This is a genomic window from Variovorax sp. OV329, assembly GCF_900114785.1.
In the GTDB taxonomy this organism is placed as follows: Bacteria; Pseudomonadota; Gammaproteobacteria; order Burkholderiales; family Burkholderiaceae_C; genus Variovorax.
Genome location: NZ_FOUG01000025.1, coordinates 36,195 through 59,894 on the forward strand (window position 1 = coordinate 36,195; position 23,700 = coordinate 59,894).

At 68.6% G+C, this 23,700-nt stretch carries 18 protein-coding genes; 5 read left to right on the forward strand and 13 right to left on the reverse strand.

The genetic code is table 11. The annotated features are described in order from the left end of the window. Positions 1 to 2: 2 nt before the first annotated feature. Together BM345_RS27295 and BM345_RS27300 are read right to left on the reverse strand one after the other, a co-directional pair. Entirely contained in the window at positions 3 to 1,103 is a 1,101-nt protein-coding gene (locus tag BM345_RS27295; RefSeq protein ID WP_093386346.1) for a glycosyltransferase, read from the reverse strand. 16 nt (positions 1,104 to 1,119) lie between these two features. Then, positions 1,120 to 2,535: an undecaprenyl-phosphate glucose phosphotransferase gene (locus BM345_RS27300; RefSeq protein ID WP_093386349.1), complete on the reverse strand. Its 1,416-nt coding sequence runs from the start codon at positions 2,533 to 2,535 to the stop codon at positions 1,120 to 1,122. A 523-nt stretch (positions 2,536 to 3,058) separates the two neighbouring features. On the opposite strand from BM345_RS27300, the gene BM345_RS27305 reads away from it, so the two are divergent. The 3 genes from BM345_RS27305 to BM345_RS27315 all read left to right on the forward strand — a co-directional run bounded on the left by BM345_RS27305 (position 3,059) and on the right by BM345_RS27315 (position 6,864). Next, positions 3,059 to 4,549 (forward strand): ATPase domain-containing protein, encoded by a 1,491-nt coding sequence (locus BM345_RS27305; protein ID WP_093386351.1) that lies wholly within the window; start codon positions 3,059 to 3,061, stop codon positions 4,547 to 4,549. After that, positions 4,546 to 6,090 (forward strand): hybrid sensor histidine kinase/response regulator, encoded by a 1,545-nt coding sequence (locus BM345_RS27310; RefSeq protein ID WP_254790025.1) that lies wholly within the window; start codon positions 4,546 to 4,548, stop codon positions 6,088 to 6,090. Before BM345_RS27305 ends, BM345_RS27310 begins: the two co-directional genes overlap by 4 nt. 222 nt (positions 6,091 to 6,312) lie before the next feature. Next, on the forward strand, positions 6,313 to 6,864 hold the full coding sequence (locus BM345_RS27315) for a DUF3455 domain-containing protein (protein ID WP_093386354.1): 552 nt from the start codon (positions 6,313 to 6,315) through the stop codon (positions 6,862 to 6,864). 91 nt (positions 6,865 to 6,955) lie between these two features. On the opposite strand, the gene BM345_RS27320 is transcribed toward BM345_RS27315, so the two are convergent. Genes BM345_RS27320 through BM345_RS27330 form a run of 3 tightly spaced genes read right to left on the reverse strand, consistent with a single transcriptional unit; the run spans position 6,956 to position 10,316 of the window. Further along, a complete protein-coding gene (locus BM345_RS27320) occupies positions 6,956 to 8,206 on the reverse strand; it encodes an SAM-dependent methyltransferase (protein ID WP_093386356.1) in 1,251 nt (416 codons plus the stop codon). Further along, a complete protein-coding gene (locus BM345_RS27325) occupies positions 8,203 to 9,006 on the reverse strand; it encodes a DUF1365 domain-containing protein (RefSeq protein ID WP_093386359.1) in 804 nt (267 codons plus the stop codon). The genes BM345_RS27320 and BM345_RS27325 overlap by 4 nt, the downstream gene beginning before the upstream one ends. Beyond that, positions 9,003 to 10,316 (reverse strand): NAD(P)/FAD-dependent oxidoreductase, encoded by a 1,314-nt coding sequence (locus BM345_RS27330; RefSeq protein ID WP_254790027.1) that lies wholly within the window; start codon positions 10,314 to 10,316, stop codon positions 9,003 to 9,005. The genes BM345_RS27325 and BM345_RS27330 overlap by 4 nt, the downstream gene beginning before the upstream one ends. A 262-nt stretch (positions 10,317 to 10,578) precedes the next feature. Between BM345_RS27330 and BM345_RS27335 the strand changes: the two genes are divergently transcribed. Together BM345_RS27335 and BM345_RS27340 are read left to right on the forward strand one after the other, a co-directional pair. Continuing rightward, a complete protein-coding gene (locus tag BM345_RS27335; protein WP_254790026.1) occupies positions 10,579 to 11,175 on the forward strand; it encodes a sigma-70 family RNA polymerase sigma factor in 597 nt (198 codons plus the stop codon). Continuing rightward, positions 11,172 to 11,816, forward strand: a complete 645-nt coding sequence (locus BM345_RS27340; RefSeq protein WP_093386364.1) for a ChrR family anti-sigma-E factor — start codon at positions 11,172 to 11,174, stop codon at positions 11,814 to 11,816. Before BM345_RS27335 ends, BM345_RS27340 begins: the two co-directional genes overlap by 4 nt. Positions 11,817 to 11,819: 3 nt before the next feature. Here the strand turns inward: BM345_RS27340 and BM345_RS27345 are convergent, their stop codons facing one another. From BM345_RS27345 to BM345_RS27380, 8 genes are all read right to left on the reverse strand, one after another. Then, entirely contained in the window at positions 11,820 to 12,275 is a 456-nt protein-coding gene (locus BM345_RS27345; RefSeq protein WP_093386366.1) for a DUF2177 family protein, read from the reverse strand. Between the two features lie 4 nt (positions 12,276 to 12,279). Then, positions 12,280 to 12,909: a DUF6134 family protein gene (locus BM345_RS27350; protein ID WP_093386369.1), complete on the reverse strand. Its 630-nt coding sequence runs from the start codon at positions 12,907 to 12,909 to the stop codon at positions 12,280 to 12,282. After that, the gene (locus tag BM345_RS27355) at positions 12,906 to 13,706 is read right to left on the reverse strand and encodes a DUF1295 domain-containing protein (RefSeq protein ID WP_093386371.1); all 801 of its coding nucleotides are present in this window, start codon (positions 13,704 to 13,706) and stop codon (positions 12,906 to 12,908) included. The genes BM345_RS27350 and BM345_RS27355 overlap by 4 nt, the downstream gene beginning before the upstream one ends. Beyond that, a complete protein-coding gene (locus BM345_RS27360) occupies positions 13,699 to 14,199 on the reverse strand; it encodes a DUF2878 domain-containing protein (RefSeq protein ID WP_175545173.1) in 501 nt (166 codons plus the stop codon). The genes BM345_RS27355 and BM345_RS27360 overlap by 8 nt, the downstream gene beginning before the upstream one ends. 71 nt (positions 14,200 to 14,270) lie before the next feature. Then, the gene (locus BM345_RS27365) at positions 14,271 to 15,314 is read right to left on the reverse strand and encodes an SAM-dependent methyltransferase (protein WP_093386376.1); all 1,044 of its coding nucleotides are present in this window, start codon (positions 15,312 to 15,314) and stop codon (positions 14,271 to 14,273) included. 106 nt (positions 15,315 to 15,420) lie between these two features. Beyond that, entirely contained in the window at positions 15,421 to 20,910 is a 5,490-nt protein-coding gene (locus BM345_RS27370) for an alpha/beta fold hydrolase (RefSeq protein ID WP_093386378.1), read from the reverse strand. Between the two features lie 42 nt (positions 20,911 to 20,952). Continuing rightward, the gene (locus BM345_RS27375) at positions 20,953 to 22,725 is read right to left on the reverse strand and encodes a hybrid sensor histidine kinase/response regulator (RefSeq protein WP_093386380.1); all 1,773 of its coding nucleotides are present in this window, start codon (positions 22,723 to 22,725) and stop codon (positions 20,953 to 20,955) included. Continuing rightward, a complete protein-coding gene (locus tag BM345_RS27380) occupies positions 22,722 to 23,405 on the reverse strand; it encodes a response regulator (RefSeq protein ID WP_093386383.1) in 684 nt (227 codons plus the stop codon). Before BM345_RS27380 ends, BM345_RS27375 begins: the two co-directional genes overlap by 4 nt. Positions 23,406 to 23,700: the final 295 nt, after the last annotated feature.

Genomic DNA, 23,700 nt, shown 5'->3' on the forward strand with positions numbered 1-23,700 from the left:
CCCTAGGCTGTGGCCCGCCGGCGCACGGCGAGCAGCGACTCGATGAGTTCGGAAAGCCTGGCCCGGAACACGGAGGTGTCGAAGCTCTGTGCATGCGCCTGCATCACCTCGGGGCGGAAGGCATCTTCATGAGCCTCGAAGCGCTGGATCGCCTCGATGAGCGAATCGGCACTCTGCTCCTCGAAGAACAGGCCCGTGCTGCCGTCCATCACCGTCTCCAGCGCGCCGCCCTGCGCGAAGGCGATCACCGGCCGGCCGCTGGCCATGACCTCCAGCGGCACGATGCCGAAGTCCTCCACGCCCGGGAAGACCAGCGCCTTGCAGTGCGAGAAGTGTTGCGCCATGACCGCGTCGTCCACCTTGCCCAGGAACTCGACGGTGGGACCCGCCAGCTTGCGCAGGGCCGGCCCCGCGCCCGCGCCGATGACGACGAGCCGCCGGTTCAGGCGAGTGCAGGCTTCGACCGCGATCTCGATCTTCTTGTAGGGCGTGATCTGCCCCGCGCACAGGTAGTAGTCACCCGGCTCCTGCGCGACAGTGAAGCGAGGCAGGTTCACCGGCGGATGCACCACGTAGGCGCTGCGGCGGTAGTAGCGCTCGATGCGCTGGGCCACGTAGGCCGAATTGGCGATGAAATGGTCGACCCGGTGCGAGGTGCTCACGTCCCACTGGCGCAGCGATGGCGCGGTCAGCGAGAGCACGGCGCGGGCCAGCGGGCCGGCCGACGCGCGGTACTGGGGGTACAGGTCCCAGATGTAGCGCATCGGCGAGTTGCAGTAGCAGATGTGCGTGGCGCCCGGCCCGGGGATGATGCCCTTGGCCGGGCCGGCCTCCACCGAGATGATCAGGTCGTAGCCCGTCAGGTCGAAGGACTCCAGCGCATGGGGCATCAGCGGCAGCATCTTCTTGTAGTGCCGCACGCCACCGATCTTCTGCAGGAAGGAGGTGGTGATGCGATGGCGACGGATCTTCTCCGAGATGGCCTTCTCGTCGCACACCAGGGTGAAGATGTCCGCCTGCGGATAGAGGTCGCAGAGCACCTCCAGGACCTTCTCGCCCCCGCGCATGCCGACCAGCCAGTAGTGAACCAGTGCAACCTTCATGTTCGTGGTGCCGCTCTCAGTAGGCGTTCTTGTCGGAGAAGCCCTTGAACACGGTCAGGGCGATGATCTGCAGGTCAAACTTCAGCGACCAGTTCTCGACGTAGTACATGTCGCACTCGATGCGCTTGGCCAGGTCGGTGGAGCCGCGCCAGCCGTTGACCTGCGCCCAGCCCGTGATGCCGGCCTTGACCATGTGCTTCTTCATGTAGTCGGGGATCTCGTGCTTGAACTGCTCGACGAACACGGGCCGCTCGGGCCGCGGCCCGACGATTGACATGTCGCCCCACAGCACGTTGAAGAACTGCGGCAGCTCGTCCAGGCTGGTCTTGCGCAGGAAGGCGCCCACGCGCGTGGCCCGGTTCTCGCCCGCCTTGGCCCACACCGCACCGGTGCCCTGCTCCGCGTCCACCGGCATGGAGCGGAACTTGAGCATGTAAAAGCGCCGGCCGTTCCAGCTCACCCGCTCCTGCCTGTAGAACACGGGCCCTGGCGAGCTGAGCTTGACCGCGCCCGCGATGGCCAGCATGAGTGGCGAGATCATCGTGAGGATCAGCAGCGACAGGAGCCGGTCTTCCGCTGCCTTGACCAGCCGCGAGGCCCCGTGCAGGGGTGACTGCTGCAGCGTGATCACCGGCAGGCCCGCCACGGTCTCCACCGACTGGTTGAGCAGGTGCAGTCCGAACATGTCGGGCACCAGCTTGATGTCGGCGGTGGAGTACCTGAGCTGGTTGAGCGCGTAGGAGATCTTGCCCTGCTCCCGCATCGGCAGCGCCAGCCAGACCAGGTCGACGTTGCGCGACTCCACGTAGCCATCCAGGTTGTCCAGCCGACCGAGCATGGGCGCCCCCGTGAGCTCGGCGCGGTCCGCATGCGTGGCGAACCAGCCGTTGACCTCGATGCCGCAGTTGGGGTCCTGCTGGATCGCATCGACGAGGCGTTGCGCCTCGGGATTGGCGCCGACCACCACGGAATTGAGCTTGTCCATCTGGCGCGCCAGCCCCCGGCGCGCGCGCACCGCCATGCGCAGCAGCACCGAGCCGCCCAGGCTGAAGACGAGCCAGTTGGCCCACCACAGGCGCGAGGTGTCGTGGCCATCGCGCATGGCCAGCGCGTAGACCGCCATGGAGCAGAAGAGCAGCGTGAAGAGCGTCGAGAGCTTGAGAAGCTCGGCCGCGATGGTGCGGCCGCGCCAGAGGCGATAGAGCGAACTGCTGTTGAGAATGATCAGTGCGAACAGCACCCCGCGACTGATGCCATGCAGGTAGTCGGGCTCCAGCTGCGCATGCCCGAAACGCACCAGGTAGGCCAGCACGCCCGCCACCACGAAGATGGCCACGTCGCCAATCCGCAGGATGAGATCGAGCAGCAGGTTGAGCCGACCCGCCGCAGGCAGGGAGCTCTCACGGACTCCAGTTGCAGGACCAGACAGCATCAAGACGCTCCCTTGAGAACACATCGTCATGTAACCGACCGTAGTCGGACCGCTGCCTCCTAACTCTTTGTTGTGCACATCGAAGTTGCAAAACCGATGCCAGGCAATGAACCGCCCTGCGACTTGCGTGATCAGCCCACGCCCATCACGTGGTCACCACCTCGACTTTTCCCGCACGCAAGTGGATGACCCTGCGCCAGCGACCGCATTCGATGTGATGCTGCAGTCGCACAAAAAGCTTAGCAGTCATCCACGGAAGAAATGCGACCGCGCACGCAAACGAACAAAGCTTGCACCGCGTTGCGACGCATGAATGGATGTTCATAGTGCGGCGCGCTTCGTTCTTGTGCAGCCACAGTGCGCCTTCAGGGCGATGTGCCGCAGGACGCTGGTTGCAATTGCAGACGCCAAGCCTTTGCAGCCATGGCAACCAGACCACAGGTTGTAGGACTGGACCCACGCGATCGTGGCTGCACCTTCGGGGTACCATCCAGAACGCCGTCAACAAGAGCCAGGAAAGACCATGAGCGGTGCAGCTTCCGAACCTTCCGAGGAACAGACCGGGCTTCTGAGCACCGGGGTGCCCGGCCTCGACGACGTGCTGGGAGGAGGGTTGACGCCCAATCGCCTCTATCTGATCGAGGGAACGCCCGGGGCCGGCAAGACGACCATCGCCATCCAGGTGCTGCGCGACGGCGTCGCACACGGGGAATCGGTGCTGTACGTGACCCTGTCGGAAACCGAAGCCGAGCTGGCGGGCGTCGCGCGCTCGCACGGTTGGGACATCCGCGGGATCCATGTGCGCGAGATGCTCCCGAGCCTTGATACGCTCGCGCCGGACGAGCAATACACCATGTTCCACCCCTCCGAGGTGGAACTCAGCGAGACAACCCTGCGGATCCTCGCGGACGTCGATGAAATCAAGCCCACCCGCGTGGTGTTCGACTCGCTGTCGGAGCTGCGGCTGCTGGCGGGCAGTTCCCTGCGCTACAGGCGCCAGATTCTCGCGCTCAAGCAGTTCTTCACCGGGCGCCAGTGCACAGTGCTCCTGCTGGACGACCTGACGGCGACCGAGCAGGACCTGCAGGTCCAGAGCATCGCGCACGCAGTGATTCGGCTGGAGCAGTTGAACCCAGGCTATGGAACGAGCCGCCGGAGACTGATCGTTCCCAAGTACCGGGGAAAGGAGTACCGCGGCGGCTACCACGACTACAAGATCGTGCGCGGCGGGCTTCAGGTCTATCCCCGGCTCATCGCGGCAGAGCACGTCGACCCGCAGCCGCAGACCAAGCTGCCGAGCGACCTCCCGGAGCTGGACGCACTGCTCGGTGGAGGCATCGAAAAGGGCACGAGCACCCTGCTCGTCGGCGCACCTGGAACCGGCAAGTCGAGCATGGCCGTCCAGTTCGCGGTGGCCGCGGCGCGCCGGGGAGAGCACGCGGCCCTGTTCATCTTCGACGAGAGCATCAACACGCTGCGAACCCGCACCGAAAGCATGGGCATCGGCCTGGGCCAGTGCATCGATTCCGGACAGATCCAGGTGCGCCAGGTCGACCCGGCCGAGTTGTCGTTCGTCGACGCCATCCGCACCGCGGTGACCGTGCAGAACGCCTCGGTGATCGTGATCGACAGCCTGAACGGCTATCTCAATGCAATGCCCGATGAACGCTTCCTCACGGTGCAACTGCATGAACTGCTGACCTACCTGGGTCAGCAGGGTGTCGCGACATTGCTGATCGGCGCGCATCACGGCGTGATCGGCACGCAGATGCAGATGCCGGTCGATGCCAGCTATCTGGCGGACGCGGTGGTGCTGCTGCGCTACTACGAACACGCGGGCGAAGTGCTGCAGGCCATCTCGGTGCTCAAGAAGCGCGGCGGCGTGCACGAGCGCACCATCCGCTCCTTCTCCCTGACTTCCAGCGGAATCTGCGTGGGACCGCCCTTGCGCCAGTTCCGCGGCATTCTCACCGGCGTCCCGGTGCCCCTTGGCGGAGAGCGATCCGATTCGTGACCGCGACCGTCTCCGAACTCGACGAGCGCGTGCTCATGCGCGCGGCCACGGCCAAGGACGCGACGATGGCCCGCGCGGTTCTGGAGCGGGCGAATCTCATCGTCCACATCTGCCCTGACATCGAAGACCTCGTTCGCGAGATGGCGCGTGGTGTCGGTGTACTGGTACTCGCCGAAGAGGCCATCGGCGGCGACAAGGTCGAGGCCCTGAAGGCCGGGCTGACAGCGCAGGGCGAATGGTCGGATGTCCCGGTGATCGTCCTGGCCCGGCAAGGCGCCGATTCACGGGCCATCACCCACATCATGGATGAGTTCGCCAACGTGACCGTCATCGAACGACCCATGCGGATGACTTCGTTCGTGAGTGCGATACGAACGGCGCTGCGCGCCCGGCGGCGCCAGTACGAGCTGCGCGGTTTGCTGGCCGGCTTGCGCGAAGCCGACCAGCGCAAGACGGAGTTCCTGGCCACGCTGGCGCACGAGTTGCGCAACCCGCTGGCGCCCATGAGCAGTGCCTTGACGCTTCTCACGCTCAAGAAGCCCACGCCCGAGGACGCCGTCAAGTACTACCAGCTGATGGGTCGCCAGGTCGACCACATGGTGCGGCTGGTGGACGACCTGCTCGAGGTGTCGCGGATCACGCGCGGCAAGATCGAACTGCGCAAGGAGCCTGTCGTGCTCGATGCGGTCATCCAGGATGCCGTCGAGCTGAGCCGCCCGCTCTTCGAGCGCTCGGCTCACACCCTGAAGGTCGATCTGGCAGGCGAGGCCCTCGTCCTTCACGGAGACGCGGTCCGCCTGACACAGGTCTTCTCCAACCTGTTGAACAACGCGGCCAAGTACACGCCGCCTGGCGGACAGGTCAGCATCGTCGCGCGTGCGAGCGGCCGCCAGGTGCTGGTCGAGGTGACCGACAACGGGGCGGGCATCGAAGCGCCCATGCTGGCGTCGATCTTCGAGATGTTCGTTCAGGTCAGCGACACGTCCAGGGCCGCGCAGGGGGGGCTGGGCATTGGCCTCACGCTCGTCAAGGCGCTGGTGGAACTGCACGGCGGACGGGTATCGGCATCCAGCGCGGGCCTCGGCCATGGCGCCACGTTCTCCGTGTGGCTTCCCTTGTCGAACGCTGCCGCCAACGCACAGCGCCGGCCGCTGCCCTACCACGAGGGGGGCAGTCCGTTGCGGGAGCGAGCGATCCTGGTGGTCGACGACAACGTGGACGCGGCCAACGCCCTGGGCGAGCTGCTTTCTTCCCTGGGCGCTTCGGTCTTGATCGCCTATGGTGGAGAAGAAGCCCTTGGAGTCGCCCGCACGAACGATTTCGACGCCGCCGTGCTGGATCTCGGAATGCCCGGCCTGGATGGCTTTGAACTGGCGCGCAGGCTGCGGGCCGAACAGCCCGCACGCAAGCGGACCTTCATCGCCCTGACCGGCTGGAGCCAGCAGGGCTACGGGGAACGCATCTCGAAAGCCGGCTTCGATCACCATCTGCTGAAGCCCGTGAGTCTTGCCGACCTGTTGAGGGTGCTGCAGGGGAACTGAGAGGAGCGTCCTCGAGGGCGCTGTTGGCGTCGACACGGCGCTTGATGACCGTGAGATGCACATCGGGAGTCCGTCCCCCAGCACCGTTGCCGACGAGCGGGTCGACCCCTTGCGCGCGATGGCATCACTGATCCATGCCGCTTCCAGCTGCGTATGCAGTTCGGGGCGCCATGCATGGAGCTGGCGTGCCTCATCAACCATCGGACTGACAGAGGAGTGACCATGATCGTGCGCACATTGAGTCTTCTCGCCGCCGCCACCGGACTTGCAGCATGCTCGGGCATGGGCATGGGTGGCTCGGGCAACACCTACTCGCAGGCCAGCCTGCCCGATGCGGTCAAGGTGCCCTCCGGACACAAGGTCGCCATGGAGACGAAGGGCACCGGCACCATCACCTACGAGTGCCGGGCCAAGGCCAATTCGCCGGGCGACCATGAATGGACCTTCATCGGTCCGGATGCCCGGCTGGCCGATCGCACGGGCCGGCAGGTAGGCAAGTACTACGGCCCGCCCGCAACCTGGGAGAGCGCGGACGGCTCGAAGCTCACCGGCACGCAGGTCTCCACCGCGCCCAACGGCAGCACCAACATCCCCTACCAGCTCGTCAAGGGCAACCCCGCGACGGGCCCGGGCGCGATGCAGGGTGTGACCTACATCCAGCGCGTGGCCACCATGGGCGGCACTGCGCCGGCCATGACTTGCGAGGCCGCCAAGGCTGGGCAGAAGCAGGTGGTGAACTACAGCGCCGACTACATCTTCTACCGCGCGATGTAGCGGCTGCGGCGGAGGTGCTCCGCCTCCGGCAGGTTTCGAAGGGCGCCCGGCGGCATGCCACCGGGCGCCCTTTCCATTGGTGGACGCGCCTTCAGTCTCCGGTCCGGGCAGCGTGGCGCAGCCGATAGAGCCCGACATCCACCCGTCCCGCCCTGAAGCCCGCCTCGCAATAGCACAGGTAGTAGCGCCACAGGCGCCGGAAGGCCTCGTCGAAGCCTTGCGCCTGCAACTGGGGCCAGGCCGCTTCGAAGCGCTCGCGCCATTCGACCAGCGTTCGCGCATAGCTCGCGCCGAAGCGGTCGGTGCATTCGATGCGCAGGCCGGCGCGCGCGGCCTGCTCGCGCAGCGCGGCATTGCTGGGCAGCATTCCGCCGGGAAAGATGTGGCGCTGGATGAAGTCGGCGCCGCGGCGGTAGCCCGCGAAGCTCGCGTCGTCGATCAGGATCACCTGCAGCACGGCGCAGCCATCGGGACTCAGCCGCTCGCGCAAGGTGTCGAAATACCGCGGCCAGTAGGCCTCGCCCACCGCTTCGAGCATCTCGATGGACACGATGCGGTCGAAGCGGCCCTGCACCTCGCGATAGTCCTGCAGGCGCAGTTGCACCGAGGCCTGCATGCCGGCCCTGGCGACTTCGGCCTGCGCATGTTCGAGTTGGCGCTGCGACAAGGTGAGCCCGGTCACCTGCACGCCCTGCTCTCGTGCCAGGTCGACGGCCAGCGCGCCCCAGCCGCAGCCGATCTCCAGCACCTGCTGGCCCGGCTGCAGCGCCAGCAGCCGTGCGATGCGGGCCAGCTTGCGCACCTGAGCTGCCTCCAGCGTGGCATCGCCGGGCGCGTAGAGCGCGCTGGAATAGATCAGCCGCGGATCGAGCCAGGCCGCATAGAAATCGTTGCCGAGGTCGTAATGCGCGGCGATGTTGCGGCGGCTGCCGCTTCGCGTGTTGGCATTCAGCCGGTGACGGACGCGGGCGGCCAGCCGGGCGAGGCGGCTGCCGTCCAGACGGGCACCCCAGGCGGCCTCGTTGCGCAGGCCCAGGTCCAGGAGCGCGGTCAGGTCGGGCGTGGACCAATCGCCATCGGCATAGCTCTCCGCCAGGCCCAGGTCGCCATGGGCCAACAGGCGACGCAGCACCCGCCAGCGGTGCAGTTGCAGCGTGGCCTGCGGCCCTTCGATGCGGCCGCGCTGGCTGATCACCTGCCCGTCGGGAAGCTCGACCCGCAAGCTTCCGCACTGAAGACGTGCCAGCAGTTGCTGCAATTGACGGCGTGCCAGCCAGGCGATGCCGGGCAGGTGCCACGTGGACGGGGTTGCCGAGGACTGCAGGGAGCTTGTGGTGTTCATGGTGTGTCGTGCAGCCGGGTGACGGTCATGGTCCGGTCCGGTGGACCAGGATGGCGGCGCAAAGGCGCGCCCTTCAACAGCATTCGCAGCGCCTCCCAATGGATGCCGGCCAGCACCTTCAGCCCCAGTAGCGGGTGGGTGACGAAGGCGCGCAGCAGGTGGCCGTCGTCCAGTGGCTGCCGGGAGCCGTCGAGTTGCGCGACCAGGACCACCCCGGCCTCGTCGGCGCTCTGGATGCCCAGGTGCAGGCCCTCGCGACCGGGCAGAGGTGGCGTGAGCATGAAGTGGTAGTGCAGGTCCATGTCCATGAAGGGCGACACGTGGAAGCGCTTGGCGCAGCTGTGGCGCAGGACCTGCGCGCGCTCCTCGCCGGGCGCCACCTCGACCACGTAGCGGTGGCGCTCGCCGAAGGTGTTGCGCACCTCGTAGACCAGGGCTGCCAGCCCGCCTCCCGGGTGCTCGCACAGGTAGACCGACAGCGGGTTGAAGGCAAAGCCCAGGATGCGCGGCATGGCCAGCAGGCGGATCGGCCCGCCCGCGGCGATGCCGGCCTCGGCCAGCAGCGCATCGATGTGGTCGCGCAGGCGCAAGCCATCCGGTGCGCCATGGTCGCGCTCATGGAGGCTCAGCAGGTTGAAGCGGTTCAGCGAGAAGAAGCGCAGGCGCTGGTGCAGGCGGGGCAGTTCGTCCAGGTCCAGCAGCAGGAAGAACAGGCGATAGCGCAGCCGGTGGCGCAGCGGCCGCAGGCGCTGGTGCATCACCGCGCCGCAGTACAGGGCGCTGCCGGCGTTGGTCGTCATGCCGGCTGCACCCAGGCATGGGGCAGCACGATGCGGCCCGATTCGTTCGCCACGGTCCAGGGGCGGCGGACCGCGCCCAGCGCTTCGGCCACCGCCAGGCCGGACTGCAGGCCGTCCTCGTGGAAGCCCGAGCCGAAGTAGGCACCGCAGAACCAGGTGCGACGCTGCCCCTGGAGCGACCAGAGTTCCTGCTGGGCACTCAGCGCGCCGACGTCGAGCACCGGGTGCTCGTAGGTCTGCGCATGCAGCAGGTGGCCCGGTGCGGGCTCATGAATCGGGTTGAGCGTGAGCATCAGCGGCGTGGTGGTGGCCAGCGGCTGCAGCCGGTTCATCCAGTAGCTCACGCACAGCGATGCGGGCTCGCCGGCCTCGCCGAGGTAGTTCCAGCTCGACCAGGCGCGCCGGCGGCGCGGCATCAGGCGCGTGTCGGTGTGCAGCAGCGCCAGGTTGCGGCTGTAGCCGAAGGCGCCCAGCACGCTGCGCTCCTGCTCGCTCGGTGCGTCCAGCAGGCGCAGGGCCTGGTCGGCATGCGTGGCCAGCACCACGGCATCGAATCGCCTCGGATGCCAGCCGGCGGCGGTGCGCACCTGCACGCCCTCGGCGCTGCGCCCCAGCGCGAGCGCGGCGCTGTCCAGGCGCAGATGCTCGCCGCCCAGCCGCGCCACCAGGCTTTCCACGTAGTGCCGGCTGCCGCCGGTCACGGTGCGCCAGCGCGGCCGATCTCCCAGGTCCAGCAGTTGGTGGTTGCTGCAGAAGCGGATGAAGGAGCCGGTGGGGTACTGGCCGATGCGTGCCACCGGCGTGGACCAGATCGCCGCGGCCAGTGGGTAGAGATGGTCCTCGCGGAAGGCGCGGCCGTAGCCGCGCGCGTCCAGGTAGTCGTCCAGCGGCACCCGGTCGAATTGCGCGGCATCGCCGGGCGCCTCGCGGTAGAAGCGGACCAGCTCGCGCAGCATGCGCCAGAAGCGCGGAAGCAGCGCGTTGCGCGGCTGGGCCAGCAGGCCCGCGAGGCCGCTGCCCGAGTATTCGAGCCGGCCGCCATCCAGGCTGACGGCAAAGGACATGTCGCTGGGCTGCGTGTTCACGCCCAGGTGGGCGAACAGCGCCGTGAGGTTCGGGTAGGCCGGCTCGTTGTAGACGATGAAGCCGGTGTCCACCGCCACCGCGTCGCGGCCGACCTGCACGTCGACCGTGTGGCTGTGGCCGCCCGGGCGCGGCTCGGATTCGAACACCGTCACCCTGTGGCGCTGCGCGAGGAGCCAGGCCGCCGACAGGCCCGAGATGCCGCTGCCGACGACGGCGATCTGCATCGGCGCGTCGCGCCCGGGCAAGGACGGGCGGGCGATGAAGGGCGGCGTTTCTGTAGGCGGGTGGTACATGCGGTTCTGGCGTGCCATGGATGGCTAGCGGCCTTTACGCAGGCCGCGCCGCCCTGGATCAGTCTGGCATGCTGCCCGGCATGTGATCCAATGGCGAGGCCATTGCGTACAGTCGCCCATGACCACCCTGCGGCAGCCTGCGGCGAGCGACCCCGCCCGGGGACAAGCGCTACCTCCCTACCTGTCCATCGCCATGCCGCCAGACAGTCGCACGACCCTGCCCTCGACCGAACAGCTCAGCGAGCTGTTGGTGGCGGTCGGGCAGCGCGGCGACCGGCAGGCCTTCGCGGCCCTCTTCAAGCACTTCGCGCCACGGATCAAGAGCTACCTGGTGCGCTCGGGCAGCAGCGATGCCCAGGCCGAGGAGTTTGCCCAGGAGGCGATGGTGAACGTCTGGCGCCGGGCCGCCAGCTTCGATCCGGACCAGGCCGCCGCGTCGACCTGGATCTTCGCCGTGGCGCGCAACCTGCGCGTGGACCACTTCCGCCGCCTCGGGCACCGCATGGAGCAGACCGGCCTGGCGGCCGACGAAGGCAGCGGGGCGGAAGAAGCCGACGAGGCGCCCACGCCGGAAGCGCGGCTGTTCGGCCTGCAGTGCGAACGCGGCGTGCGCGCGGCGCTGGCCACCCTGCCGCCCGAGCAGCAGCAGGTGCTGAAGCTGTCTTTCTACGAGGAGCACCCCCACGCGGTGATTGCCGCCGAACTGGGCATTCCGCTGGGCACGGTGAAATCAAGGGTGCGGCTGGCCCTGGGCCAGCTGCGCCGCAAGCTGAACGGACTGGAGCCATGATCCGACACCACCCCGACGACGCCCTGATGCTGGCCCACGCGGCCGGCACGCTGGGCGCCGGCCATCGACTGCTGCTGGACGTGCACCTGGAAGGCTGCGCGCATTGCCGCGAGCGCCTGCAGCGCCTGGACGCACTGGGCGGCGTGCTGCTCGATCAGCTCGCACCGGCCGAGCTGGCGCCCGATGCGCTGGAGCGCACCCTGGCCCGCATCGACGCGCCGCAGCCGCAGGCGGCGGCGCTGGCCCAGGGCGCCAAGCCGCAATTGCCCACCGCCTGGCCGCGCGCCATGGCCGGCTGCAACGTCAGCCGCTGGCGCTGGATGGGTCCGGGCATGTACTGGAACCGCGTCACCCTGCCGGACGCGGACGATGCCAACGTCTTCATGCTGCGCATCGGCGCCGGGCGCATGCTGCCACAGCACACCCACAGCAACAGCGAGCTGACCCAGGTGCTCTACGGTGCCTTCGACGACGGCCGCAGCGCCTTCGCGGAGGGCGACTTCGACGAGACCGATGCCGCCATCCGCCACCAGCCGGTGGTAAACACCGGCGGCGAGTGCATCTGCCTGGCCTCGGTCGAGGGCAAGGTGCTGTTCGAAGGCTGGCTGGCGCGCACCATGGGCGCCATGATCGGCATGTAGTGACTAGCGGCCGTCGCGCCGGGCCGCATGGCGACGGCCGATGGCCAGCGTGGCCTTGCACGCCAGGCCCGCCGCCACTGCGGTCGCTCCGCAGCCCCAGGCCAGGTCGGCCAGTGTCACGCGCCACGGCCACCCTGTGAGCGTGGCCTGGTTGGTGAGGTCGTAGGCGCCGTAGGCCACCAGGCCCAGCAATGCGCCGCGCCAGGCCGCGCCGCCGGGCCTTGCCTGCGCGAGCGCGGGCGCGATCGCCAGCATCACCATCCCGCTGATGTAGAGCAGGTAGAACAGCAGCGCCGCCAGCAGGTCGACGGATTCGCGCATCAGCCCGCCGATCTCCGGGCGGTACAGGCGCGGCGTCATCAGGCTCAGCCAGACGGCGTCCATGGCCAGGAAGAGCGCTGCGGCGAGCAGCCAGGCGATGGCGAGCGAGCGGAGGGTGTTGTGAGGAGGTGGGTTCATTCGGTCAGTCCAGACGGTAGCTCAGTTGGCGGCCGCCCCGCACGGTGGCATCCAGGCCGACCCAGCGGCCGTCCTCGGTCCACCACACGTCCAGCGGCCGGTCGGTGCCCGACAGGCGCCATCGTGTCGCCTGGGTCGTTTGACCGCGCACGGCCACGGATGCGTCATCCAGCCGCTGCCACTGCACCTGCTCGATGCGGCCGGTCTGCACGTTGAGCAGCCGGGCCTGGCGGCGCAGCGACGGGTTCCAGTAGGCGAAGCTCATGAGGCAGCCAGTGGCCACCGATTCGCCCTGCGGCGATTTCAGCTGCAAGCCACCCTCCGCTTCGCGTGCCTGCACCTGGCTGCGCTCGCCGTCGTCATCGGTGTCCGCGTCCAGGCGCTGCAGGCAGTCGCCCCGCCAGCGCTCCTCGGCGAGGTGGCGGTAGCGGTACACCGGCACGCCCAGCAGGCGCACCCGGAAGGTGGCTTCGCTGCGCAGGCTGCGCAGGCCGTTCCCGGCCGGCTGCAGCACGAAGCGGTGCGTGCCGATCGCCTCGCCGTCCAGCCGCACGGTGAAGCTCCATTCCTCGGCATGCGCCGCCAACGCTTGCAGGCAGAGCACGGCGGCTAGAAGGCGGATGGAAGGACTCATCGGCGCCCTCCCCTGCGCGGCCGGCCCGGCACGAAAGCAGGCGTGCGCGCCACGTAGTCGCCATAGGCGCCGTGGCGTTCGGCCATGTCCGCCTCCAGCAGCACCACGCCCGAGACCCTGAGCAGCAACACCGTCATCAGCAGCGGCGACACCAGGCTCCACGCCCCCGCCCACCCGCCGCCCGCGAGCGCGACCAGCCCCAGGCCCCACCACATGCAGGCCTCGCCGAAATAGTTGGGGTGCCGGCTGTAGCGCCACAGGCCCCGGTCCATCACCTGGCCCTGCCGGGCCGCGTCGGCCCGAAAGCGCGACAGCTGCCTGTCCGCGACGCCCTCGAACACCACGCCGAACAGCGCCAGCGCCGCACCCGCCGCGTCGAGCGCATTCAAACTGCGGCCCGCTACCTGCGCCACGCCCAGCGGCGCCGACACGCACCAGGCCAGCACCGCCTGCAGGCCGAACACCAGGTACAGGCTCTTGAGCGCGAAGCCGGGTTCGTTGCGCGCCCGGATGGCCTGGTAGCGGCGGTCCTCCCCGTGACCACGCTTGCGCCAGGCCAGGTGGATGCCCAGGCGCAAGGCCCAGGCCCACGACAGCGCCAGAACCAGCCAGCCGCGCGCACCGGGCGCCGCTGGCAGGCACAGGGCATAGGCCAGGCCCGCGCCGGCGATCATGAAGGGCCAGAAGGGGTCGACGAGGCTGACGTCGCGCAGCCGCAGGCTGATGGCCCAGGCCAGCAGTGCCAGCGTTCCGCTGGCCGCAAGGCCGTAGAGCGCCAGCCCGAAGTGTTCAGTCATGGGGGGCCACTCCGTCCAGCCGCTCGGCCAGTGCGAGCAGCATCGGCATCAGCAGCGCCCAGGCCAACGCCATGCAGCCCAACGCCGCAGGCATGTCGATGAAGGTGGCGGCACCCAGCCTCGCGCCGCCGGCAAAGGCCGCCGGACCGCAGACCGCTGCAAGCAATGCAGCCAGCAGCGGCCGACCGTGAAGCCAGCGCATGCTGAGGTTGAGGGTGGACGCCAGCAGCGCCCACAGCAGCAGGATCCAGGGTGGTGGCCAGAGGGCGCGCTCGGCCAGGCCGGCATAGCGTATGAAGCCCAGCCGCAGTTGCAGCGACTCCACGGCCCATCCGATGAGGCCCGCCACAAGAAGCAGCAGCGCCTCGCGCGCCGGGCGGGCGGCCAGCGCCAGGTGGCAGGCCAGCACCGCGGCAACGACGAGGCAGCCCGCCAGCACATGCCCGTGCGCCGCACCGCTCACGGCGGCGAGCCAGGCCAGCTGGAACAGCACGAAGTTGCCGATCCTGTGCGACAGGCCAGGCGCGCCGGCGCCTTGCGCAGCGGTCCGCGTACGGCCACGCGCTAGGCGCGCGGCTCGAACAGGTAGTGGCCAACCCACCATTGCTGTCCCTCCTGCCAGGCAAACAGCTCTTCCACCGCCATGAAGAACAGGCGCCAGCGCATCCACCACATCTCCGCGGCGCCGCCGTGCCCGGCCTTCACGACCGGCAGCAGTTCGGCGCGATGCGCGTCCATGTTGTCCAGCCAGGCACGCGCGGTGCGAGCGTAGTGCCGGCCGTCCCAGCGCCAGCGCTGCAGCAATCGCAACTCGTCCTGGAAATGCAGCGGCAGGTCGTCGCTGGGCATCATCCCGCCGGTGAAGAAATGCCGGCTCATCCAGTCGCTGGCATCGCGCACCTCGAAGGCATAGGGCGCCTCGCGGTGCGCGAACACATGCAGGAAGAAGCGCCCGCCCGGCCGCAGCCAGCCGGCGACCTGCGCGAAGGCGCGCGGCCAGTTGCGCAGGTGCTCGAACATCTCGACCGACACGACGCGGTCGTAGTGCTTCGCGGGTGCCTCGAAGTCGTTGAAGTCGCAGGTCAGCACACGCAGGTTGGTCAGGCCGCGCGCCTGCGCACGCGCCTCGATGAAAGCGCGCTGCGATGCCGAGTTCGACACCGCCGTGATCCGGCTCGACGGGAAGTGCTCGGCCATCCACAGGCTCAGCGACCCCCAGCCGCAACCCAGCTCCAGCACCTCCTGGCCGTCGGCCAGTTGCGCGCGTTCGCAGGTGGCCGACAGGGCGTGCGCCTCTGCTTCGGCCAGGGTGGCGTCGCCACGGTCCGGCCACAGGCAACAGCTGTACTTCAGGCGCGGGCCCAGGACGCGTTCGAAGAATGCGGCGGGCAGTTCGTAGTGCTGTTCGTTGGCCTGCTCGGGGTGCAGGGCGAGCGGCGCCGTGTGCAGCGCCTGCGCAAAGGCCTGCGTCAGCTCGGCCGTGGCCTGCGCATCGCCACTGCGCAGCTCGGCCAGGCGTTGGCGCAACAGGCGCCGGATGCCCAGGCGTATCACGCGATCGGGCACCAGCCCCTGTTCGACCCAGTGGATGGCAGCTTGCTGCGGCATGGAGGCTCCGGCAGTGGATTGCCATCCTGTACGCAGCACAAGCGAGTTTGGATCTGCGGCAAGGCGCGCCCCCATGCGCAACCGGCGCAGCAGGTGCGAAACGGCCCTACCCGGGCAACTCGTCGCCCTGATCCGCCTGCAGCGACCCGACGTTGAACGCCTTGCTGTGCGGGCCGCCCTCGAAGCCGTCAATCTCCCACACGGCGTCGGAGGCACGCCCTCCCAGCTCGCGCCGGCACACGATGCGCCCTTCTGCCAGGTCCAGCGTGACCGAAAGCGTCCAGCCGCCCTGCAGTTGCGGCTCAACGCGCACCAGCGCATAGCCGTCGCTGGTGCCGGCCGCCGCCGTCACCGCGTGCCCCTCGATCTTGCGGCCGTCGAAGCTCATCGATACCGGTCCGTCCAGCCAGAATTCCTCCGGCCGCGCATTGGCGAAGGGCCATGGGGCATGCAGGCCCGAGGAGACGATGGAGATCACCTCCACCGTGCCGCGCGCACCCTTCATCCACAGGCTGGAAACGCTGGACATGTGTCGATCGCCCGCCAGCAGGATCACCTGCCGTGCCGGTCCGTCGCGCAGGAGTTCGAGCAGATCGAACTGGGACCTCGGGTAGCCGCTCCAATCGTCCAGGCCAATGCGTTCCGGCCCCTGGCCGAACAGCGAACGGCGCGGCAGCGGTAAAAGCGCCACGGAGGACACGAAGAACGCGGGCGAATCCGTGGGCAGGTTCTGCCACAGCCGCGTCATTTCGGTGATGTCGAGCGACTCGTGGATGAGCGCCTCGCGCAGCAGCCGGGCGTCCTTCACAGGACGCAGCACGCGCCGCTCCCGCTGGCTGCGCGTGTCGAGGACCTGGAAGTACCGCCCTGCGGACTTGAAGGCGTAGTTGAAGTCGTCGCCCGGCTTCGTATCCTGGGCCCACTTGTGCTGGTTGCGACGGTAGGCACATCGACCGGCCTTCTCCAGCTCGGGATCGAGCGAACCCGGCTCCCAGTTGTCGCTCACCTCGTGATCGTCGAGGATGGGATAGGTCGGCAGCCGGCGCGTCACGGCGCGCCAGGCGTCCAACCCGAAGGCCTGGAAGTAGGCGTGCTGGACGCCGTCCGTACCGGTGGGCTCGAACAGGCCGGCGGTCGCGTCCACGTAGACCTGGTCGCCCACCAGCAGCAGCAGTTGCGGCCGCTGATCGGTGGGGGTGCCTTCGATGTGCTGCAACAACCTTTCGCAGGAACGCTGCGCGGGCGTGTCATCGAGCAGGCCCGCCGGGTACTGGCAGCTTGCCAGCGCGAAGCTCAGCGCCACAGGCGCGCCCGATGTGTGCAGGGCGGCCCTTGTCCAGGCGGGGTCGATGCGCACGACCGCGGCGTCGATGGCGGGGCTCAGTTGTTCGGCGCACCGCGGCTTGAGCAATTCGATGACCACATCCCTCGCCCTCCCCTTTGGCGCCAGCGCGGGCCGATGGAACAGCGACTCCGTTGGGTCCCATTCCCTGGTGTCGATGGTGGTCGCCAGCGGCAGGTCGTTGTGCACCGTGACAACGGCGAATCCCACATACCGGTCGAGCTTGCTGGCGTACAGCTCGATCTCCAGCGCCTTGCTTTGCAGCTCGTCATTCGAGCTCGTGTGCGCAACCATCTCGTCGAAGTTGAAGCACAGGCCCTCCTTCTTGCGCTCCAGCGGGACATAGACTACGGCCAGGGTGGTTGCGCGCGCCGGCGGCGGCAGCACGGCCAGCCGGCAGCCGAGCACATCATTCCCCGCCGGCCCGACACGCCCCAGCACCGGGCCCTTCCACGGCAGTTCCGCGCGCAGGTCCGGCTCCTCGCTCCCAGGCGTCTCCTGCGGGATATTCCTGTATTCATCGAGAAAGCCGACGACGTGGGGGAACACGTCTCGGTAGGCGTGTTGGCCGATCAGGCAATCCTGGTGACCGTAGGCGTCGAGCACCACGAGTCGTCGCCTCGTGTCCTTGCCGCAGACGATGTCGCCGCCTTGATCCGGAGGCAGGTCGCGCCAGTTCTTCCTGCGCTTGCCGAAGACCGCGCGCAGCAGGACGAAGCTGTCCCACGCACCGCGCCAGTCGAAAACGGCGTTCCGCCGGCCGTGCACGAGCATCACCGGGAAGGCGAAGCGTTCGGACAGATTCGCGTGCGTCACCACCCGGTTCATCCCTTCAGCATCGGTCAGCAGTTGCTCGCGCGCATAGTGACTGACCTGCGCGAGCCCCTTCACCATGACCCAGCCGTAGATGTCGGCGAGCGAGCGCAACAGGTCGTTGCCGATGTTGGCCAGGCGCATGGTCTGGCCGAAGATGCCGTCCGCGCGGTGGCGCACCGCCGCGAACTCGGGCACCTGCCGCACGCGCGATGCCTCGCCGTCGCCATCGGGATAGGGGAAGGTCGCCAGCACCGCATCGGCGAGAAGCACGGCGGGTGTTCGTTCCGGGGGCAGGACGTCGAAGGACTTCACCCCGATGTATTGCTGCAGGTAGCTGGCCACGTAGCCGCGAAAGCGGTTCATCGGGCTGGCGCGCAGCAGGGGGCCGACCTGCGAAAGCACGACCGCGCCGATGGACTTGTACAGGTGCTCGTTTCGCAGCACCTCCACGCAGAACATCGCAGAGCCGATGCAATGGGCCACGATGTCGACCTGCACGGCGCCCGATTGCCTCAGCACCTGGGCGATGGCGTCCGGGATGTCCTGCTGCGCCACGTCCTCGAAGGACCAGTAGCGGCGCTGGTCCAGGCCGATGCTCGTGCGCAGGTCCAGCACCCAGACCTCCCGGCCGGACTTCATGAGCGTGGAGACCAGGTTGCGGGGGATCTTCGGATGCGCGAAGGTCGACCCGCCTGCGCCGTAGCCGTGGACCAGCAGCACCGGCCGTGTTCCGGCGTCGCGGGCCTTGGGAACATAGCGCGACAGCCTGCGCACCGGCGGCGTTTCGCCCCCGGCGAATCTGCGCGAATGGGGATGCTCCACCACCTCCTTCACAGGGTCCACGCCATCCACCACCCCCGGCAGCCGGTCGCCAGGATTGCTCTTCAGGTCCTTGAGCGGCGGCAGGAAGCTGACCAGGTGGATGTTCAGGATGACGCGCAGCGCCCACAGGCCCAGTTCGACCAGGTCGCCCAGTGCGTTGGGTGCATCCTGCTGGCCCGTGATCTTCAGCAGTGGCGTCATCTGCTCCACGAAATAGTCCAGGTCCAGGCACAGCCGCCCGCCGTTGCCCGAGCCCATGTCGAGGCTGCCTTCGCTGAGCTGGCGCCAGGGGTTGCGCCCCTCTTCCAGGGCCAGGCGCTTGTCGAAGCGCAGCACCTGGCCCTTGTGGATGGGCGGCGCATCATGGGTGTCGACCACCGTCCATGCGTAGCGGATCAGCCGCGCCTCGCCAAAATGGGTGCACAGGTTGCCCAGGAGGTATTCCGTGCCCGGGCTGGTGCCGATGTTCAGGTCCGCCACCTTGCGCCGCACGAATCCGAGGACGCGCAGAAGGCGCTCCTGGCGGCCGGAGGCCTCTCGGACGAGGAGCTGGACCTCCCCTCTGCAGGTCGCCGAAGAAGGCTTGCCGTTCGCATCGCTGAACTGCAGCGTCACGCTGGGCTGGTAGAGCGTGCGCGGCAGGCGGCGCAGGTCCTGCGCTGCAACGGGCGCGAACTTCGCCACCGCCTGCAGGGCGAATTTTCTGCCATCGACATCGACGTCGCCATGAAGGCGCTCCTGGATGGCGAAGAGCGTGGGCCTGGGCGTGACCGGATTGCTGCGGTCTCGCCGCACCGGTCGGGGCACCTGCTGCAGCTTGTCGTCCGCACGCAAGTCCAGGTGCCATGCAGAGGCCAGTTCGGGGATGGCACGCTCAGCCAGCGCTGCGATGGTCAGCGCCGGGTTGATGCCCAGGGAAACAGGCACGATGGAACCGTCGAGCACCGCGAGCCCCGGCAACTCTCTGGTCTTGGAGCCTTGCGGCGCAAAGACGCGCCCGTACGGGTCCACCACCCCGCCAGCCACGCTGTCGGCCATGGGGCAGCCGCCCAGCGGATGAACGGTGGTGGCACCGATCTTGATGCCCAGCGGCCCCAAGTCGGGCAGCGGCTGCCAAAGTGGATTGGGCAGCACGGTGCCGCCAATGCCGAAGAGCCGGCCGTGCGCCTTGCGCAGCGCGTCCATCTGAAGCTCGAACACAGGCAGGTCGCCCACGCCGTCCCAGTCGATGCTCACCTGGCCGTCGTGCATCGGCGTGTCCGCCATCACCTCGCCGTCCTGCCACTTGATCGTGCCGTTGGCACCATCGTCGCCCATCATTCCGTACACGGAGGTGTATTCGAGCGCCGTGTCGCTGACGGCCAGCGGGTCCTCCATCGACTCCCGCTCGTCGTGCAAGCTCGAGTCCGCGCGCGCCAGTGCGTGCAGGGCCGCGCTGCTCGTCACCACTTCAGCAAAGGCGCGGCGCAGCGGCGCCGGGATGCCGAACTCCTCGATCACGATCGGGCGCTCACCCCTGCGGCCCTTCTTGCGCAGCAGGCCGGTGATGGTCGGACCGACGTTGCGCCTGTCCGGTGCCTCGCCTTCCCGTGCACAGGCATGGGCGAGCGGTTTCTGGAGGTGTCCGGCGGCGATCAGGTCGCCATTGGTGGAAAAGCATCGCCCCACCTTGCCGCCGACGGGGAGGCCGTCGCGCTGCGAACGCAGCAGGATCTCGGTCGATCCCAGGGCGCCGGCCGCCAGCACGACGCGCCGGGCCCGCACCGTGTAGTAGCGCGCACGATCAGCGCGCGCCTTGTCCGGGTCAGTCAGGAAGAAGTCGACTGCATAGCCGTCGGCCACTGCACTGACCCGATGCACGGTGGCCCCGCAGAACAGCTGCGCTCCATTGGCGCGGGCCTGGGCGAGATAGTTCACGTCCAGCGATTTCTTCGCCCGGAAGTTGCAGCCGGTCACGCAGTCGCCGCACCGGGTGCACGCGCGCATGTCGACACCCGCCGGCGTCTTTGCGTCCTTGAAGGCAACTGCAAGCCAGGCCTTGTCCCCGTCGGCGCCCATGGCGTCGCCCGCCCGCATCAACGAGTCCAGCTTGGGAACGCTGCCAGGCAGCCGTTCGGGCTGCAGCATGCGCCGGACAGCCTTGTAGGGCTCGTCCAAGGCGCCGGGCTTGCGCAGGTCCTTGGGCCAGCGCGCATCGTCGAAGGCATCCTGCGTCGCGGGCTCCATCACGGCCGCGTTGATGAGCGAGCCACCGCCCAGCCCATTGCCCAGGACGACACCCACCTTGCCCAGGCGCAGGTCGAACAGCCCGGCCATGCGCCCGCGCGCCGCGTTGCCGTCCTGCTGGCTGAAACGCACATGTCCGGGCATTTCGGCGAAGGTTCCGGGAAACTCGCCCGGAAGGTATTCGTCTCCGCGCTCGATCACGTACACCTTGACCGCATCCCCGCCCGCCACTGGCCGGGCGCCGGCCAATCGCGCCGCGGCAACCGCGCCGCCGTACCCGCTGCCGACGACCAGCACTTCGCAATGCCACGCATCGGGATCGCGCTCGATCTGCTCGATCAGCGCCTCGGCGCCGGTGGACAACCAGCGGTCGTTGGCTTGCTCGCTCATCGCACCCTCCTTCGTGGGAAGCCTGTCGCTTTTTCTTCCTGTTCACTGCACGGACGCGATGGCCGCGCTGACGGTGCGCCCCAGCGTGGGCGCGTCCACCGGCTTGCGCAACAGGGCCAGCGCATGCTTGCGCGCGGTGCCGACGACCGCGTCGTCCTTGTCGGCACTCACCATCACCATGGGCAGGGAAGGCTCCAGCGCCCGCAGCCGTTCGACGGCCTCCAGTCCGTCGACACCGCCGCCCAGGTGGAAGTCGACCACCGCGGCATCGCACCCGCCGCTCGACAACTGGGCCACCGCATCCTCCAGCGTGGCGGCGGCCAGCGCGTGGCAGCCCATGGCGGCCAGCGCATTGACGTAGGCGCCGCGCACCATCGAGTCATCGTCCAGGACCAGGACGCGTCGGCCCGCCAGACTCCAGGCCGGCACCGCAGCATCGGCCGCGGCCTGCGCCGGGTCCACCAAGGGCAGACGCAGGCGGAAGGCAGCGCCCGCCCCGGGGGCGGACTCCAGCGCGATGGGCACCTTCAGCAGGTCCGCCATGCGGCGAACGATGCCCAGCCCGAGTCCGTGTCCACCCGCCGACGCCGCCTGGCCGGCCCCAAGTCGAACCAGGTCCTCGAAGATGAGGTGATGGTGCTGCGCCGCGATGCCGGGGCCGGTGTCACGCACCGTCAGCTCGGCATCACTCTCGTACGCCACGACCTGCAGTTGAACGCGACCACCGGCGGGCGTGAACTTGATGGCGTTGTCGACCAGGTTGGCGAGCATGCGACGCATCAAGTCCGGGTCGGTGTGCACGGCGAGTTCGGGCGGACAGCTCCAGTCCAGCGCCACCTGGCGGCCCGCCGCCGCCGCGCCGAAGCTCCCCATCACGGCCGCCACCAGGCGCTCGAGCTGCACGCGCCGGGGCTGCGCCACCACCACGCCGGCATCCAGCTTCGAGACGTCCAGAAGCGCGTCGAGCATCGAACACAACTGCCCGAGGCTGCCGTCGACCACTTCGCTGACCTGCCTGGCCTCCTGGCCCATCGGCAGGTGGCGCAGCGCACCGACGTTGAGTGCCATGGCCTGCAGGGGCTGGCGAAGGTCGTGGCTCGCGGCGGCCAGGAAGCGGCTCTTGTCCTGGTTCGCCCTGACCGCGGCATCGCGCGCCACGGCCAGTTGCGCACGCTCGAACTCCAGGCTGGTGGCAAGTTCTTCGTTTTCCTGCCGGATGCGAAAGGACTCCTCGAAGGTCTGCTGGTTGCGCCGGGCGAAGCGGAACTGGACGCCGAAGAACATCAGCACCAGCGCGGCAACACCCACGCCCAGCCAGGTGGCCGACAGCGCCCACATGATTGCGGTGGGCACGAACAGCAGGCTGGCATAAGCAAGGAAGGCGCGCATCACCGTCGCGCTGGTGGACACCGCGCCGGCCCCCCAGGACACGAGGATCATGGTCAGCACCGCGTCGAGCGAAGGGTCGAGCCAGGCCATGAACAGCGCGGCCGATCCGTTGCAGGCGCCGATCAGCACGTTCCAGCGCACGGTCGCGCGCAGGCGCTCGGCGATGGGTCGCTGCCGGTCCGCTGCCATGTGCGCCAATGCAGCGGCACGCAGCTCCCGGCTTCCGATCACTGCCGCGAACCAGGCCAGGACGGCCGCCGGCGGCACCGACTGCCAGACAATCGCCGCGACGATGGTCGCCGTCAGGAGAATCTGCCAGCGCAGGCCCACCGCCTGCTCGGCCACCACCAGCAGCCTGCGCTCGTCGAGTTCGGCGGCTGCGCGTTCGGACAGGGCCGGGGGCGCGGCGGCGGCAGGCGCGATCATTGCAGGTCCAGCGCAGAGGCCGCCTGGGCGTCGAAGACGCGGCACAGCGCATCGGTGCGGTTGCGCGCGCCCAGCGCCCGGTAGACCATGGACAGGTGCACCTTCACCGTGCCTTCGGCAATCGCCAGTTGGCGCGCGATCAGCTTCACCGGCGTGCCACGAATGGCCAGGGCGAGCACCTGGCGCTGGCGCGGCGACAGCTCGGTGCGCAGGAAGCGCGCGAGATCCTCGCGCGGCAGCTCGTCGGGCTCGCGCGAACGGGTCACATCGTCGGTGAGGACGAATTCGGCCGGCAGGTAGATGCGATGGCGCAGCACGACGCGCAGCGCCGCCTCCATGTCGTCGAGCCGGTACGACTTGGGAATGAAGCCGGCCGCGCCTGCCTCGATCACCTCGCGCACGCGCTGCGGCGAGCTCTCGGCCGACTGCATGCACACCGGCGTGGCTTCGAAATGCGCTTTGATGGCATGCAAGGCCGCCAGCCCCGACAGCGTTGGCAGGTGGTAGTCCAGGAGCACCAGGTCGAAATCGCCGGCCTGGTGCTGGCAGGCAGTCTCCACGTCGCGCGTGGCATCGAAGGCGAAGGGCCGGCCAGGCTCGACTTCGGCGGCAAGCTGCTCTATCAGGCGGCGCGTGCCGCTCCAGACGATCTCGTGGTCATCGACAAGCAGTACACGCATGGGCACCTCTTCTTGCGACGCTTGAACGCTGAATCTCCGGCCCGCAGGGTACCCCAAAGCCCCTGCGTCGGCGCCTAAACCAACGGCCTAGTCGCAGCGCGCAGCCGCGGCGCGGGCCAACTAGCCGAAGCGTGCAATTGAAGGCTGGGCCCGGCCCGGACACACTGCATTGCACCGGCGCTCCCCTCGCGCCGCCATCCCCAACAAGAAGGAGCCGAGCATGAACCGCAGCATCGAAGCGCCCTGGGCATGGCCCGAGACAGTCATTTCCAATCGGATGCCCGCCGCCCTCCTC